This is a genomic window from Massilia sp. WG5, assembly GCF_001412595.2.
In the GTDB taxonomy this organism is placed as follows: domain Bacteria; phylum Pseudomonadota; class Gammaproteobacteria; order Burkholderiales; family Burkholderiaceae_D; genus Telluria.
Genome location: NZ_CP012640.2, coordinates 5721608 through 5734337 on the forward strand (window position 1 = coordinate 5721608; position 12730 = coordinate 5734337).

A 12730-nucleotide genomic window follows, 5' to 3' on the forward strand; every position below is an offset into this window, starting at 1 on the left:
CGCGGCGGCGTTCGGGAGGACGGAACCTACGGCATCCAGCGATGGCGCTTGGCTCAGGCGCCCTGGACGGGCGGATTGAAGGGCGAGGCGTCCAGGTATTCCCACTCGAGGCGCCGGGCCGCCTGGCGCAGGATCCAGCGTTCCACCTCGATTTCCAGGAAGCGCCCGGTGCCGCCGCTGGCCTGGGTGGCATCGTCCTGGTCCCATAGCAGGCGCGCCCGCCCGCTCAGCTGCAGCAGGCGCCCGCCCTCGAAGTCAGGAATGCACAGACCCACGTGCGGATCGAGTTCCAGGTTGCCGAAGGTATTGAAGATGCTGTTGCCACGGTAGTCCGGAATGCGCAGGGTGGAGGGGCCCACGACCTGCACGAAACCGCGCGGACCGCCGCGATGCGAGGCGTCGGCGCCGCTGTCGGGATGGGAGCTGGCGATGAACAGGGTGTCCGCGGCGTGCACCAGCGTCGCGACGCTGCCGGCGATGGCGGCGCCCGTCGCCACGCCGCCGGCCGTGCCGTCGGCCGCAAGGTCGATGTCCAGCGCGCGCAGCTCGCGTTTCTGGATGTACTTCGGGCAGTTCGGATAGGCTTCCCGCACCGCGATCTCGAGGCCGTCCGCGTCGTAGCGGCCTAGCTGGCCGTTCACGCGGTAGCGGCGCCGCGTGCCCAGTTCGATGAACAGCATGCCCAGCACCGGCTTGGCCTCGAGGTTGGCCCAGAGCGGATCGGCGGGGTCGCGCCGTCCGGCCGGGACATCGAGCACGATCGCGGCATCGCCCTCGGCGCGGACGAAGCCGGGCTGCCCGTACACGACCGACGACCACGCGCGTCCGTGCGCGTCGACGCTGGCCAGCACGACCATGAACTGCTTCTGGATGAAGGGGCGGGCGCTGCCCAGGATGGTGGCCGCGATCAAGCCGCCGTTGCGGTCCGCGATAGCGGCTTCGCCGGCGCGCAGCTGGACGGCGCGCTCGCCTGGATGGAATGGGGATGTCGGCAAGGGATGCTCCTCGCTGGCGTGCTGATTGTCGATGGGAGCATTTTCGGAAATAATGCCCGGGAGCGGAATCGGCGCCGCCCGCAATTCATTGTTTCGCAGGGAGAAAGCATATCGACCAGATCCACCTGATGCAGGTCTTCGTAACGGTCGGTGAAGAGGGCGGTTTCGCCTCTGCCGCGCGGCGGCTCGACATCTCGCCGGCGGCGGTGACGCGCGCCATCGTCGCACTCGAGGACCAGCTCGGCGCGCGCCTGCTGCTGCGCACCACGCGCAACGTACGCCTGACGGACGCCGGGCGCCAGTATTTCGACGACAGCCGCGCCATCCTGGCCAGCATCGCCGAGGCCAACGACGCCGTCGGCGGCATCAACGCCGAGCCTCGCGGGCAGTTGTCGCTCACTGCGCCGGTGCTGTTCGGAAGGGCCTTCATCATGCCATGCATTACCGAGTACATGCGTCGCTATCCCCAGGTCGAGGTCAGCGCGCAGTTCGTCGACCGTGTGGTCAATGTGGTGGAGGAAGGGCTGGATGTGGCGGTGCGCATCGGCCACTTGCCGGATTCGAGCTTGCGCGCACTGCGGGTCGGGCAGATCCGCCGCGTGCTGTGCGCGGCGCCGGCCTATCTGGAAACATACGGCATTCCCCGCCACCCGTCCGACCTGCTGCAGCATACGGTCTTGTCCTCGAGCGCGGTATCGCCGCGGGTCGAATGGCACTTCGGGCACGGCGGGGAAGCCCTCAGCGTGCGCATGAGGCCGCGCCTGGTCGTCACCAGCAACGATGCCGCGCTCGATGCCGCCGTCAGCGGTCTCGGCGTGACACGCCTGCTGTCCTACCAGGTTGCGGAGGCGGTCGAGCGGGGTACGCTGTGCCTGCTGTTGCAAGAGTTCGAGGAAGAACCCTGGCCGGTGCACCTCGTCCACCGCGAGGGGCGGCACGGCTCGGCCAAGGTCAGGGCTTTCATCGACATCGCTGCAGAGCGCCTGCGCGCCCATCCTCATCTGCAGGGCTGAGCCTGAATTATTCAGCCGTCGCCGCTTCCTCGATCAGCCTGGCGACCGCTGCCGGATGCGACGTCATCACCACATGCGAAGCCCCGTCGATCGCGAGCGTATGGCGGGAGTGCGCCCGTTCGGCCATGAACGCCAGGGCCGCCGGCGGGATATTCTTGTCGAGCTTGCCGTACACGAAGTAGGACGGGAGATGTTTCCAGGCGGGCGTGCCGGACGCTTCCTTCAAGGCCGCGTCAAGGATGGGGCGCTGCCCCGCGGCCATCAACCTTGCCCTGGCGCGTGGAAGATCCGCGGCAAACTGCTGCGGAAACTTGTCCTGCTGGATGTAGAGATCAGCGCCGCCGTTCGCCAGGGGCACTGGCGCAGCGAGCGCCGGCGCCAGCGTCGATCCCGGGAACCTGCCGCTCAATCCGAGTGCGGTTTCGCCGGCATCCGGTGCGAAGGCCGCGACGAATACCAGGCTCCTGACCTTGTCGTTACCGTTCGCGGCTGCCGAGATCACGGACCCGCCATATGAATGCCCGACCAGCACGACCGGACCGGCAATGCTCTTGACGATGCCTGCTACGGCTGCGGCATCGCTGCTGACGCCGCGCAACGGATTGGCGACCTCGATGACCGGGTAGCCGTCGGCCAGGAGCTTCGCGGCGACGCCATCCCAGCTCGACGTATCGGCGAAGGCGCCATGCACCAGCACGATGCTGGGCCTGGCCAGGCGGTCCCGCGCCGCTTGCGCGCCGGACGGCAGGGCCAGGATGGAAAGGGAGGCGAGGGTGGCAAGCAGGGCGCGCCTTTGGAATGTCATGCTGTGGGCTTTCAGGTTGGTAGGAGAACCCGGCATTGTCCGAACCGGCGGAACGAAGCACAAGGGCGCAGATTGGAATTCAGATTTTCGTGATTCGCAAGAATGAACCGGACCCGGTGCGCTGTTCCGCTGGCCGAAATAATGAATTTCCCTCTGCGCCATTTTTCCAGCAGAAAGGCGTCCCTAGAATGGGTCCATGCCGACATCAAAGCGGCATACCCGACCAGGCCGCCGGCCGCCCACTTCTACAAGGACGCATCATGAAAGCAGCCATCATCATTCTCTCGGACCCGAAACACGGCGGCGAGGAGGCCCTCGGACGCCTGTTCAATGGCCTGGCGGCCGCCTACGACTTCAAGCAACGCGGTACCGAGGTCGCGGTCTACTTCCAGGGCGCCGGCACGCGCTGGGCCGGCGTGGTGGGCGACGCTTCCCATCCCGTGCATGCCCTGTACCAGGCCGTCGCCGATACCGTGGCCGGTGTGTCCTGTGCGTGCGCCGACGTGTTCGGCGCGCGCGAGGAGGCCGAGAAGAACGGCTTCGATCTGGTAAGCGACAATGGCGTGCCCGGCACCTCGGGCCTGCCCAGCATCGCCCAGCTGGCCGGCCAGGGCTATGCCATTTACAGCTTCTGAGGCCGCCATGTCATCGACTACCGAACTCCGTCCTCCGCTGCCGCCATTCACGCGCGAATCCGCGATCGAGAAAATCCGCCTGGCCGAGGATGGCTGGAACAGCCGCGACCCGGCCAGGGTGGCCCTTGCGTACAGCCTGGATACACGCTGGCGCAACCGCGCCGAATTCGCCAACGGTCGCGATGAGGCGCGCCGCTTCCTGGACCGGAAATGGAAAAAGGAGCTGGAATACCGGCTCATCAAGGAGCTCTGGGCCTTCACCGACGAGCGCATCGCCGTGCGCTACGCCTACGAGTGGCATGACGACTCGGGCAACTGGTTCCGCTCCTACGGTAACGAGAACTGGGAGTTTGGTCCCGATGGCTTGATGGTAAACCGTTACGCGTGCATCAACGACATGCCGATCCAGGAACAGGACCGCAAGTTCCATTGGCCCCTGGGGCGCCGTCCGGACGACCATCCGGGCTTGTCCGAACTCGGACTCTGAAAGGAATAGAACATGTCAAAAGTATGGATGGTCACCGGCAGCTCTGCCGGTCTGGGCCGCGCGATCGTGGAGGTGGCGCTTGCCGCGGGCCACCGTGTCGTCGCGACGGCGCGCAAGGTCTCGACACTTGATGACCTTGTCTTGCGGTATCCCGGAAACCTGCTCGCGCTTGCCCTGGATGTCGGCCGCCGGCAGGACTGGGATGCGGCGGCCGTGGCGGCGATCGAGCGCTACGGCGTCATCGACGTGCTGGTAAACAACGCCGGCTTCGGCGCCGTAGGGGCGGTCGAGAGCACGCCGATTGAGCTCGTGCGCCGCCTTGTCGATACCAACCTGGTCGGGGCCGTGCACGGATGCCAGGCCATCATCCCGACAATGCGCAGGCAGGGCCATGGTCACATCATATTGACCTCGTCGATCGGCGCACGGATCGCGACGCCGGGCGCCGCGTTCTATTACGCCTCGAAGGCCGCGGTGTCGGCACTCGCCGAAAGCCTTGCGCTTGAGGTGGCGCCGCTTGGCATCAAGGTGACGGCCATCGAGCCCGGCGGAATGCGAACGCGCTTCGCCGAGCCTTCTTCACTCGAAGTGATTCAACCGGATCCGGTCTACCTCGATACGGTTGGCGCGACCATCGCCATGATGCAATCGGCGGAATACAAGTCCTACCTCGGCGATCCGGCAGGGCATGCCGCCATGGTGCTGGCGCTCGCCGAGCTGGAAACGCCGCCGGTTCGCATCCTCGCCGGCGCGGATGCGGTCGTGTATGGGGCCGAGGCTGGTGAGCATCGCTCGATCTCCGATGCGCAATGGAAGGCACTCGGGCAGTCCGCCACCCTTCAGTAGCCGCCACAGGGGAATGCCGGGATCCTGGCTGGAGCGCGCAAGCCGGCGGATGCTGGTAAGCAGCATCAGTGGCGTGGCGAACGCCGTGCGCCCGACGCGCTCGTAAGCCTAGCGCTCGCGCACCGACGGCAGCATCCGCGACAGTACGCGGTCGCGCAGCACGTAGTGGTGGTACAGCGCGGCGGCGGCGTGGCCGGCGGCGAGGATGATGATGGCCCAGCCGTTCAGTTCATGCAGTTCGCCGACCAGGTGGTGCGCCGATTTCGAGAAGGGCGCGAACGGCGGCGGGATCAGCAGCCCGAAAAAGCTCATCGATTCGTCGCCGGCCCAGCGCAGCACGAAGCCCAGCACGGCTTCTGCGGCAAGCATCGCGTACAGCAGGTAGTGCACGGCCTTGGACGCCAGTTCGAGCCTGCCGGAGACGGCCGGCGGAACCTGGTGGCCCGGCAGCAGGCGCCAGACGAGCCGGATGACAATCACGGCCGACAGGATGATCCCGAACGACATATGGGCGACGATCATCAGGTGGCGGGTCGGGCGCGCGAACCATTCCCAGGTCTCGGCAAGGGCAAACTGGCTCAGGACGAGCAGCACCGTCAACCAGTGCAGGAATACCGAGAAGTTGTCGTAGACCGTGCGGTCGTCGCCCGCCGCGATGCGGGTGATCTTGTCGATGCTCGAAGTGGGATCGGACTTCATCGTGTCTTCCTGTGCCTGTGAGTGGGTGTCATATGCCGACATTGAAGATGCTGCCGATGGCAATGGTCGAGCCCATCGCCAGGGCGCTCCAGCAGGTGACGCGGAGCGCTGCCGGCAGGGCCGGGGCGCCGCCGGTTTTCGCGGCAAGCGCCCCGAGTGCAGCCAGCCCGACCAGGGTGGCGGCAACCAGCACGCCGATCAGGAGATCGGCGCGGGTGAACGCCGTGATCGCCAGCGGAAGCGCGGCGCCGACGGCGAAGCTCAGCGCCGAGGCGAGCGCCGCCTGCAGCGGCCGCGCCTGGCTGGCTTCGTGGATGCCGAGCTCGTCGCGGGAATGGGCGCCGAGGGCGTCGTGCGCCATGAGCTGGGTCGCAACCTGCGCCGCCAGGCCCTGGTCCAGGCCCCGCTTCACATAGATGGCGCTCAGCTCGCGGTGTTCGGCCTCGCCGTCGTGCGCCAACTCGGCCGTTTCCTGCTTGATGGCCGCCTTTTCGGTATCGGCCTGCGAGGCAACCGAGACATATTCGCCGGTCGCCATCGACATGCTTCCGGCGACCAGGCTGGCGAAGCCGGTCAGCATCATATTGTGATGCGACGCGTGGGCGGCGGCAATGCCGACCAGCAGGCTGGCGGTCGAGATCATGCCGTCGTTGGCGCCGAGAACAGCGGCGCGCAACCAACCCAGGTGTTCGATGCGATGCGTTTCCTGGTGCCTCATGCGGTTTGGCTCCCGTCTCCTTGATGTGAATATTTTAACACCAGCCTGTTCCACAACTCCGCAGCCTACGGTCGCGCGGGTACCGAGCGGCGGGCCGGATTGCAACTCAGCCTTGCGGGCTCGCGCTCATGTGCCGGCAATAAGCGGCGAGCCTGTCCGGCAGGTCCGAGGGACAGACCCCGCATTGGCGGTTGCCGGGGACGGCGTAGTCGATGAAGGTCGGGTAGGGCAGGTTCAGGTTCGCCATGATCTCCCTGAATTCTTCCAGCGTCTTGCCCTTGCCCAGGCGCGGGTTGCGCAGCTTCTCCTGTGCGATCGACGAGACGAAACGTTCCTTGTAGTCGTGCGCCGGATAGACCAGGGTCTCGTCCGGCAAGGTGAACAGCTTCCCGGTCACGCTGCGGTACAGGGCGTCGGCATCGCCGCTCTGGAAGTCGGTGCGGCCGCAGCCCTCGATCAGCAGGGCGTCGCCGGTGAATACGCGGTCGCCGAGCAGGTAGGCGAAGTGCCCGTCCGTGTGGCCCGGCGTATGCAATGGCTGCAGCGCGATGCCGGCCACGGCAAAGGGCCTGCCTTCCTCGATGCCGGCGTCCACGCACGGCAGGCGGTCGAAGGCGGGCGCCGCGATCCGGCTGCCGGTGGCGTGTTTCAGTTCCAGCGCGGCGGTGATGTGGTCGGCGTGGATGTGGGTGTCGAGGGTCCAGGCCAGCTTCAGGCCCAGCCGGTGCAGCTCGGCCAGGTCGCGTTCCATGCTCGAGATGACCGGGTCGATCAGGATCGCCTCGCCGGTGTGCTCGTCGCCCAGCAGGTAGGTATAGGTGCTGGACAGCGGTTCAAAGAGTTGTCGGAAGATCATATTGCCTCCTTGCTTCGTTTCAGCCGCCGTGAGGCAGCCCGAGGTTCTGCTTGGCCGGAACCGCGACGTCGGTCAATTTCGGCTTGGGCAGGTTCAGTTCGCCCATCAGCCCGACGAAGGCCTCGCGGCTGCGCCTCGCCAGACGGGCATTGTGGCGCTTTTCCCAGCCGATCGTCGACACCGATTGATGCTCATCGTGGTCTCCCGAATGCGAGTGGGGCTTACAGCAAGGCCTTGGCGATCATGCCGAGGGCCACGAGGGCGGACACGGCACCGAATGCCGTCTGCAGGTGGATGCCGGACAGGCGTGCCGACAGCCTGCGGCCACCCAGCATGCCGGCCAGCGCGCCGGCCGAGAAGGGCAGGGCGATGCCCCACGCGAGCGCGCCGGCCGCCGCGCTGCTGGCGACGCCGGCCATCGAGATCAGCGCGATCACGGCCAGCGAGGTCGCCACCGCGGATTGCATCGCCAGGTCGGTGTAGCGCTGCAGCGCCGGCACCATCACGAAGCCGCCGCCCACGCCCAGCAGGCCGGACAGCAGGCCGGCAGCCGAGCCGGACAGGGTGAGCGCCCGGGCGCACGGACGGGTCCAGATGAAGCGGCCGGTACCGGGGGAGCGCACGCATACCGGCCGCCGCAGCTGGCCTTCCGCCGCGGCGGACTTGCGGCCGCGCGCCTTGCGGAAGGTGTTGAACGCAACGTACAGCAGCACCAGCGCGAACAGCACGCTGAGCCAGCGGTTGTCGATCCGGTGTGCGATCCACAGGCCGGCGGGCGAGAGCAGCATGCCGGTCAGCGCAATCAGCGCCGCCGCGCGGTAGCGCACCAGCCCTGCGCGCAGGCCGAGGATGGCGCCGAGCGCGGCGGCCATGCCGACCGCCATCAGGCCGATCGGGCCGGCTTGCGCGACCCCGATATGCGTGCCGAACACCAGCAGCGGCACGGCGAGGATGCCGCCGCCGGCGCCGGTGAGCGCCAGGATCAGGCCGACCGCGAGGCCGAGCATCAGCGAAGTCAGCATGGCATCGCTTCCCTCAGGCGGTACGGGCCCTGGACGCGACGACGCGGCGCTCCAGGAGTTCGAAGACGAGCATGCCGGCCAGCATGGCGCCGGTGAAGATCAGCGCCTTCGGACTGCCCGTGGCCAGCGAGGCCAGGGCCGGACCGGGACAGAAGCCCCCGATGCCCCAGCCGGCGCCGAATGCGAGGCTGCCCAGCACCAGGCGGCGGTCGATCGCGGTGGCGGTCGGCAGGCGCATGGCTTCGCCCAGCAGCGAGCGTTCGCGCTTGCCGGCAAGGCGGAAGGCGAACAGCCCGACCAGGATGGCGCCGCCCATGACGAAGGCCAGCGAGGGATCCCAGTTGCCGGCCAAATCGAGGAAGCCCTGGACCTTGGCAGGATTCGTCATCCCCGAGACGGTCAGGCCGATCCCGAAGACCAGCCCGACGATCAGTGCGCTTACGATGTTCATTGTCTATTCCTCCTCAAGCGATCAGGTGCCGCAGCACGAAGACCGTCACGAAACCGGCAAGCATGAAAGAGGCCGTCGCCACCAGCGAGCGCGGCGACAGGCGCGACAGGCCGCACACACCGTGGCCGCTGGTGCAGCCGGAACCGTAGCGGGTGCCGAGTCCGACCAGCAGGCCGGCCGCGACCAGTGCGCCGTCGCCGGCCTCGATGCGGGCCTCGGGCAAGGCCGAGAACAGGGCGTAGACCAGCGGCGCCCCGACCAGGCCGGCCAGGAAGGCGACGCGCCAGGCGACCTCGCCGGGCGCGGGGCGAAACAGGCCGCCAAGGATGCCGCTGATACCGGCGATCCTGCCGTTGAGCAGGACCAAGCCCGATGCGGCAAGGCCGATCAGCAGGCCGCCGGCCAGCGCTGTCCATGGCGTGAAGTGAATCCAGTCGATGCTCATGATCGCTACCTCAGGTGTTGACACAGAATTGTTGATAAAGGACGTCCATCACGGCGATCGCTTCCTTGCTGGCCAGGCTGTAGTAGATCTGCTTTCCCTCGCGCCGGGTGTTCACCAGTTTTTCCTCGCGCAGCACACCGAGTTGCTGGGACAGCGTCGGCTGCTGGATCCCGAGGATGGTCTCGAGGTCGCTGACGCAGAATTCGCCTTGCGTCAGCTGGCACAGCAACAGCAGGCGGTCGGCGTTGCCGAGGGCCTTCAACAGTGCGCAGGCGCGCGCGGCGGCAGCCTGCATTTCCTGCAAGTCAAACTTCTTTTGATCGTGCGCCACCCTGTGGTCTCCTTCGAATACAATCAATGCAAACATATTATATGTTTTTACGATATATCGTTCAATAGAATGTTGGGGAGCATGATGGCGAGTGGGAACTTCGACGACGCAGCCAGGATCTGGAACGAACGCTTCAGTGGACCGGAATTCGTGTTCGGCATCCAGCCCAACACCTACCTCGCCAGGCAGGCGCACCTGCTCGGGCCGGGCCGGCGCGCGCTGGCGGTGGCCGACGGCGAAGGGCGCAACAGCGTCTGGCTCGCCAGGCAAGGCCTGCAGGTGGACGCATTCGATATTTCTTCCGTCGGTGTGGACAAGGCCCGCAGGCTCGCGCAGGAGGCCGGCGTCGACGTCAACTACCAGGTGAGCGATTGCGAGGCCTGGCAGTGGGAAGAAGGCGCCTACGACCTCGTGGCCGCCATCTTCATCCAGTTCGCCGGCCCCTCGATGCGCAGCCGCCTGTTTGCGCGGATGCGCGAAGCGCTCAGGCCGGGCGGCCTGCTGATCCTGCAGGGCTATACGCCGAAACAGCTTGAATTCGGCACCGGCGGTCCCGGAATCCTCGACAACCTGTACACGGAAGAACTGCTGCGCACGGAGTTCGCGTCGCTGGAACTGCTCGAATTGCGGGCGTATGAAGCGGTCTTGCAGGAAGGCGCCCGCCACGCCGGCCCTTCGGCGCTCATCGGCATGGTGGCGCGCCGGCCATAGGAAGCAAGATGCATTGCAAGCACATCCGGGAGGAACCATGAACCAGCAATACGGCTATGGCAAGACAGTGCAGCGCGGCTTCGACGAGGCAATCGCCGACGTCACCGCTGCCCTGCAGCAGGAAGGCTTCGGCGTCCTCAGCGACATCGACGTCGCCGCGACCCTGAAGAAAAAGATCGGCGCCGACATGCCGCCTTACCGGATACTGGGCGCCTGCAACCCGCCGCTGGCGCAGCGGGCGATCGCGGCCGAGCCCGCGATCGGCCTGCTCCTGCCCTGCAATGTCGTGGTCCGGCAGGATGCCTCCGGTGCGGTGCACGTCGAGGTCATGAATACGGAGACCATCCTGCAACTGGTCGACAAGCCGGAAATCACAGCGCTGGCCACGGAGGTTCGCGAACGGCTCGACCGGGTGCTGGCGGCGCTCTGAGCCGCGCACTGGCAACCGCAGAAGCTGACGGCGAGGCGCCGCCCGCCTCGGCCATGCTAGAAGTAACGTACCCAGGCCCGTGTCGAGCGCCGTTTGTAGGACGAGAAGGCGCGGCATGGCAGGTAGAGCAGCGGCATCAGTGCGAACGACATCAGCCACACATACCAGTAATGGTCGACGCCGAAGCGGCTGCCATGGTTCGCCCCGAGGAGCCATACCAGCGCGTTTTGCAGCGCCAGCAAGAGATAGAGGTGAAACAGGTAATAGAACATGGGCACGCTGCCGAAGGTGGCGCAGACGCGGGTAAACCAGTTGTCGACCGACTCCAGCCTGCTCATGACCAGCATGCCGATACCCAGCGTGAACAGCAAGAAATCCAGCGATGGCGGGTATTTGGTGAAATTCACGAAGGACATCAGGGTTTGCAATGCGGTCTCGGCATGCACCCACGGCAGCGCCTCGCCGTAGATATTGAAGCCGCGCAGTACGCCAAGCGCGGCGAGCGAACCGATACCGATGACCGTCATCAGCTGCTTGCGACGCGCCGGGTCCATCGCGCGGGCGTACAGCGGGCCGGCCGCGTAACCCAGCAGGATGACACCGATCCATGGCAGGAGCGGATAGGTTACCTTGACCTGGAAGCTGCCGAAGCTCCACAGCGGGCCCCGGTGCAGCAGTAGTGTCCAGGCCGAGTAAGCGACAGTCCCGGGCTCGAAGCGGATCCAAGTCAGCGCGTTGTGCCCGCAGACGATCACCAGTCCCGCCGTCAACAGCCATTTCATCGGGAGTCGATGCACCAGTCCGAGGACGACCATCGCCAGGCCGGTCACCCAGATGACCTGCAGGTAGAGCGCCGGCGGCGGGAAACCGGACCAGGCGGTATCGACCACCGTCAGCTCGAGCAGCACCAGCAACAGCCCGCGTTTTACCAGGAAGCCGGTGGCGTCGCGCGGCCCGGCCGCGGGATGCGCGTACAGCCAGGCCGACAGCCCGCTCAGGAACACGAACAGGGGCGCGCAGAAATGCGCCGATACGCGGGTAAAGAATAACATCGGCTCGGTGGACGTGACCGTCAAGGGGTCCGTCAGCGCCACATGGAGGTAGATCGCCTCGCGCACATGGTCGAACAACATGATCAACATGATCAGGCCACGCATCACGTCGATCGTCGCGATACGGGTCCGCACGGCCTTTGCGGCCGGGGCCTGTTCGGTGGCTGTCGCGGCCTGCCCGCCGTGTCCGATGATGGCCTGCCGGGGATTCGAAATGCGCATGCTGCCTCCTGTGATCTCAGCTGGTTTTGTATTCGCGCCCGAAGCGCACGACGGTGACGCCGGGGCGCACCTGGCGCAGGGACGGCATCACCAGCACGCAGTCGGCATACGGGGTATGCACCGGTATTCCCTGGTCCCAGCCGATCAGGCTGCCGGCCTCGGCAAAGGTCTCCAGTCCGGTGTAGGGGCCGGTGAAACGGAAATCCGCGCCATGCGCCACCACGGGCGCCGTCACTTCGATTACCTGTTGCCGCTTCGGCAGCGGCTGGAGCCAGCCGTCCGGCACCTGCCCGGCGTCGATCGCGCCGCACAACAGCAGGAAGCGCATGCAGTAATCCCTGGCCACCGCCAGCGCGCCGTATTCCCAATGCTGGCCGGTTTCGATCAGGAGCGCGTTCTTCGGACTGGCCGGATCGCCGAAGGCGCCGTAATCGCGCAGACGGCAGCCCTCCGGATGACCCGCATCGCTGATGATATGCGCGGGCGTACCCAATTCCAGCGCCATCCGGATGCCTTTGTCCAGTGGACCGCAGACCGTCAGCGGCGCGCTGCGCTCGTGCATCGAATGCAGGTCGAGCAGGTAGTCGACGCTGTCGACCACCGGCCGCAAGGCGCGCGCGCGGCGCAGTTCGGATGAATCGAGAGCGGGATCGTCCAGCGTGGCGGCCTGCCATACGCGATTCATGTCCTGGTCGACGAAGCGCGATGCATCCGGCCTGGCCGGATCGAAGCTGTGATAGGCGTCGACATTGCCGAAGGCCAGCGTGAGGCGGCCGCGGCGGGGCCGCAAGCCGGCATCGAGCATGGCCTTGACGGCGATCGCACCCGACACTTCGTTACCGTGCGTGAGCGAAGTGATCATCACGTGCTTGCCCGGCACGCCGCTGTCGAAAGTGAACACATACGGGATGCCCGTGTTCCCTTCCGCATAGGGACGGATATCGGGAAAGTCGAATTCGACCGGGTAGGCGTCCAGTTCGGCGCGTCCGGCTGCGGTTCGGGTAGTCGTCAT

At 66.5% G+C, this 12730-nt stretch carries 18 protein-coding genes; 6 read left to right on the top strand and 12 right to left on the bottom strand.

All coding sequences use genetic code 11. The features are described from left to right. Positions 1–53: 53 nt before the first annotated feature. Positions 54–995 (bottom strand): pyridoxamine 5'-phosphate oxidase family protein, encoded by a 942-nt coding sequence (locus AM586_RS25540; RefSeq protein ID WP_047822660.1) that lies wholly within the window; start codon positions 993–995, stop codon positions 54–56. Between the two features lie 128 nt (positions 996–1123). Between AM586_RS25540 and AM586_RS25545 the strand changes: the two genes are divergently transcribed. Continuing rightward, entirely contained in the window at positions 1124–2008 is an 885-nt protein-coding gene (locus AM586_RS25545; protein ID WP_047822346.1) for a LysR family transcriptional regulator, read from the top strand. Positions 2009–2015: 7 nt separating this feature from the next. On the opposite strand, the gene AM586_RS25550 is transcribed toward AM586_RS25545, so the two are convergent. Further along, positions 2016–2813, bottom strand: coding sequence for an alpha/beta fold hydrolase (locus tag AM586_RS25550; protein ID WP_047822348.1), 798 nt, complete (start codon positions 2811–2813; stop codon positions 2016–2018). A gap of 260 nt (positions 2814–3073) precedes the next feature. Here AM586_RS25550 and AM586_RS25555 point away from each other — a divergent pair, with 260 nt between their 5' ends. From AM586_RS25555 to AM586_RS25565, 3 genes are read left to right on the top strand one after another with little or no spacing between them, the layout of a single operon-like run. Beyond that, positions 3074–3448: a DsrE family protein gene (locus AM586_RS25555; RefSeq protein WP_047822350.1), complete on the top strand. Its 375-nt coding sequence runs from the start codon at positions 3074–3076 to the stop codon at positions 3446–3448. Between the two features lie 7 nt (positions 3449–3455). Next, the gene (locus AM586_RS25560) at positions 3456–3935 is read left to right on the top strand and encodes a nuclear transport factor 2 family protein (RefSeq protein WP_047822352.1); all 480 of its coding nucleotides are present in this window, start codon (positions 3456–3458) and stop codon (positions 3933–3935) included. Between the two features lie 12 nt (positions 3936–3947). Further along, positions 3948–4781, top strand: a complete 834-nt coding sequence (locus AM586_RS25565; RefSeq protein ID WP_047822354.1) for an SDR family NAD(P)-dependent oxidoreductase — start codon at positions 3948–3950, stop codon at positions 4779–4781. A gap of 108 nt (positions 4782–4889) precedes the next feature. Here AM586_RS25565 and AM586_RS25570 read toward each other — a convergent pair whose 3' ends face one another. From AM586_RS25570 to AM586_RS25605, 8 genes are all read right to left on the bottom strand, one after another. Continuing rightward, complete coding sequence (locus AM586_RS25570; RefSeq protein WP_047822356.1) at positions 4890–5480, bottom strand: cytochrome b; 591 nt, start codon at positions 5478–5480, stop codon at positions 4890–4892. A gap of 28 nt (positions 5481–5508) precedes the next feature. Continuing rightward, complete coding sequence (locus tag AM586_RS25575; RefSeq protein WP_047822358.1) at positions 5509–6198, bottom strand: VIT family protein; 690 nt, start codon at positions 6196–6198, stop codon at positions 5509–5511. 106 nt (positions 6199–6304) lie between these two features. After that, positions 6305–7054 (bottom strand): MBL fold metallo-hydrolase, encoded by a 750-nt coding sequence (locus tag AM586_RS25580; protein WP_047822360.1) that lies wholly within the window; start codon positions 7052–7054, stop codon positions 6305–6307. 19 nt (positions 7055–7073) lie between these two features. Continuing rightward, a complete protein-coding gene (locus AM586_RS25585) occupies positions 7074–7235 on the bottom strand; it encodes a hypothetical protein (protein WP_269467310.1) in 162 nt (53 codons plus the stop codon). A 40-nt stretch (positions 7236–7275) separates the two neighbouring features. Continuing rightward, positions 7276–8076, bottom strand: coding sequence for a sulfite exporter TauE/SafE family protein (locus tag AM586_RS25590; protein WP_047822362.1), 801 nt, complete (start codon positions 8074–8076; stop codon positions 7276–7278). A 13-nt stretch (positions 8077–8089) separates the two neighbouring features. Continuing rightward, positions 8090–8527, bottom strand: a complete 438-nt coding sequence (locus AM586_RS25595) for a DUF6691 family protein (protein ID WP_047822364.1) — start codon at positions 8525–8527, stop codon at positions 8090–8092. Positions 8528–8540: 13 nt separating this feature from the next. Next, a complete protein-coding gene (locus tag AM586_RS25600) occupies positions 8541–8972 on the bottom strand; it encodes a YeeE/YedE family protein (RefSeq protein ID WP_047822366.1) in 432 nt (143 codons plus the stop codon). A 10-nt stretch (positions 8973–8982) separates the two neighbouring features. Then, positions 8983–9267: a helix-turn-helix transcriptional regulator gene (locus AM586_RS25605; protein ID WP_052233316.1), complete on the bottom strand. Its 285-nt coding sequence runs from the start codon at positions 9265–9267 to the stop codon at positions 8983–8985. 117 nt (positions 9268–9384) lie between these two features. Here AM586_RS25605 and AM586_RS25610 point away from each other — a divergent pair, with 117 nt between their 5' ends. Together AM586_RS25610 and AM586_RS25615 are read left to right on the top strand one after the other, a co-directional pair. Then, complete coding sequence (locus tag AM586_RS25610) at positions 9385–10014, top strand: class I SAM-dependent methyltransferase (RefSeq protein ID WP_373887916.1); 630 nt, start codon at positions 9385–9387, stop codon at positions 10012–10014. 37 nt (positions 10015–10051) lie between these two features. Then, positions 10052–10444, top strand: a complete 393-nt coding sequence (locus AM586_RS25615; RefSeq protein ID WP_047822370.1) for a DUF302 domain-containing protein — start codon at positions 10052–10054, stop codon at positions 10442–10444. A gap of 56 nt (positions 10445–10500) precedes the next feature. Here the strand turns inward: AM586_RS25615 and AM586_RS25620 are convergent, their stop codons facing one another. After that, positions 10501–11718 (bottom strand): DUF1624 domain-containing protein, encoded by a 1218-nt coding sequence (locus tag AM586_RS25620; RefSeq protein WP_082439545.1) that lies wholly within the window; start codon positions 11716–11718, stop codon positions 10501–10503. Between the two features lie 16 nt (positions 11719–11734). Next, positions 11735–12730, bottom strand: coding sequence for a M14 family metallopeptidase (locus tag AM586_RS25625; RefSeq protein ID WP_047822372.1), 996 nt, complete (start codon positions 12728–12730; stop codon positions 11735–11737).

Bases quoted from the DNA above. Each gene is read 5' to 3' on its own strand.
- AM586_RS25555 (WP_047822350.1), top strand. From the start codon at position 3,074: ATGAAAGCAGCCATCATCATTCTCTCGGACCCGAAACACGGCGGCGAG.
- AM586_RS25615 (WP_047822370.1), top strand. From the start codon at position 10,052: ATGAACCAGCAATACGGCTATGGCAAGACAGTGCAGCGCGGCTTCGAC.
- AM586_RS25565 (WP_047822354.1), top strand. From the start codon at position 3,948: ATGTCAAAAGTATGGATGGTCACCGGCAGCTCTGCCGGTCTGGGCCGC.
- AM586_RS25605 (WP_052233316.1), bottom strand. From the start codon at position 9,267: ATGCAGGCTGCCGCCGCGCGCGCCTGCGCACTGTTGAAGGCCCTCGGC.
- AM586_RS25570 (WP_047822356.1), bottom strand. From the start codon at position 5,480: ATGAAGTCCGATCCCACTTCGAGCATCGACAAGATCACCCGCATCGCG.
- AM586_RS25560 (WP_047822352.1), top strand. From the start codon at position 3,456: ATGTCATCGACTACCGAACTCCGTCCTCCGCTGCCGCCATTCACGCGC.
- AM586_RS25590 (WP_047822362.1), bottom strand. From the start codon at position 8,076: ATGCTGACTTCGCTGATGCTCGGCCTCGCGGTCGGCCTGATCCTGGCG.
- AM586_RS25610 (WP_373887916.1), top strand. From the start codon at position 9,385: ATGATGGCGAGTGGGAACTTCGACGACGCAGCCAGGATCTGGAACGAA.
- AM586_RS25625 (WP_047822372.1), bottom strand. From the start codon at position 12,730: ATGACGACTACCCGAACCGCAGCCGGACGCGCCGAACTGGACGCCTAC.
- AM586_RS25545 (WP_047822346.1), top strand. From the start codon at position 1,124: ATGCAGGTCTTCGTAACGGTCGGTGAAGAGGGCGGTTTCGCCTCTGCC.
- AM586_RS25620 (WP_082439545.1), bottom strand. From the start codon at position 11,718: ATGCGCATTTCGAATCCCCGGCAGGCCATCATCGGACACGGCGGGCAG.
- AM586_RS25600 (WP_047822366.1), bottom strand. From the start codon at position 8,972: ATGAGCATCGACTGGATTCACTTCACGCCATGGACAGCGCTGGCCGGC.
- AM586_RS25575 (WP_047822358.1), bottom strand. From the start codon at position 6,198: ATGAGGCACCAGGAAACGCATCGCATCGAACACCTGGGTTGGTTGCGC.
- AM586_RS25595 (WP_047822364.1), bottom strand. From the start codon at position 8,527: ATGAACATCGTAAGCGCACTGATCGTCGGGCTGGTCTTCGGGATCGGC.
- AM586_RS25580 (WP_047822360.1), bottom strand. From the start codon at position 7,054: ATGATCTTCCGACAACTCTTTGAACCGCTGTCCAGCACCTATACCTAC.
- AM586_RS25550 (WP_047822348.1), bottom strand. From the start codon at position 2,813: ATGACATTCCAAAGGCGCGCCCTGCTTGCCACCCTCGCCTCCCTTTCC.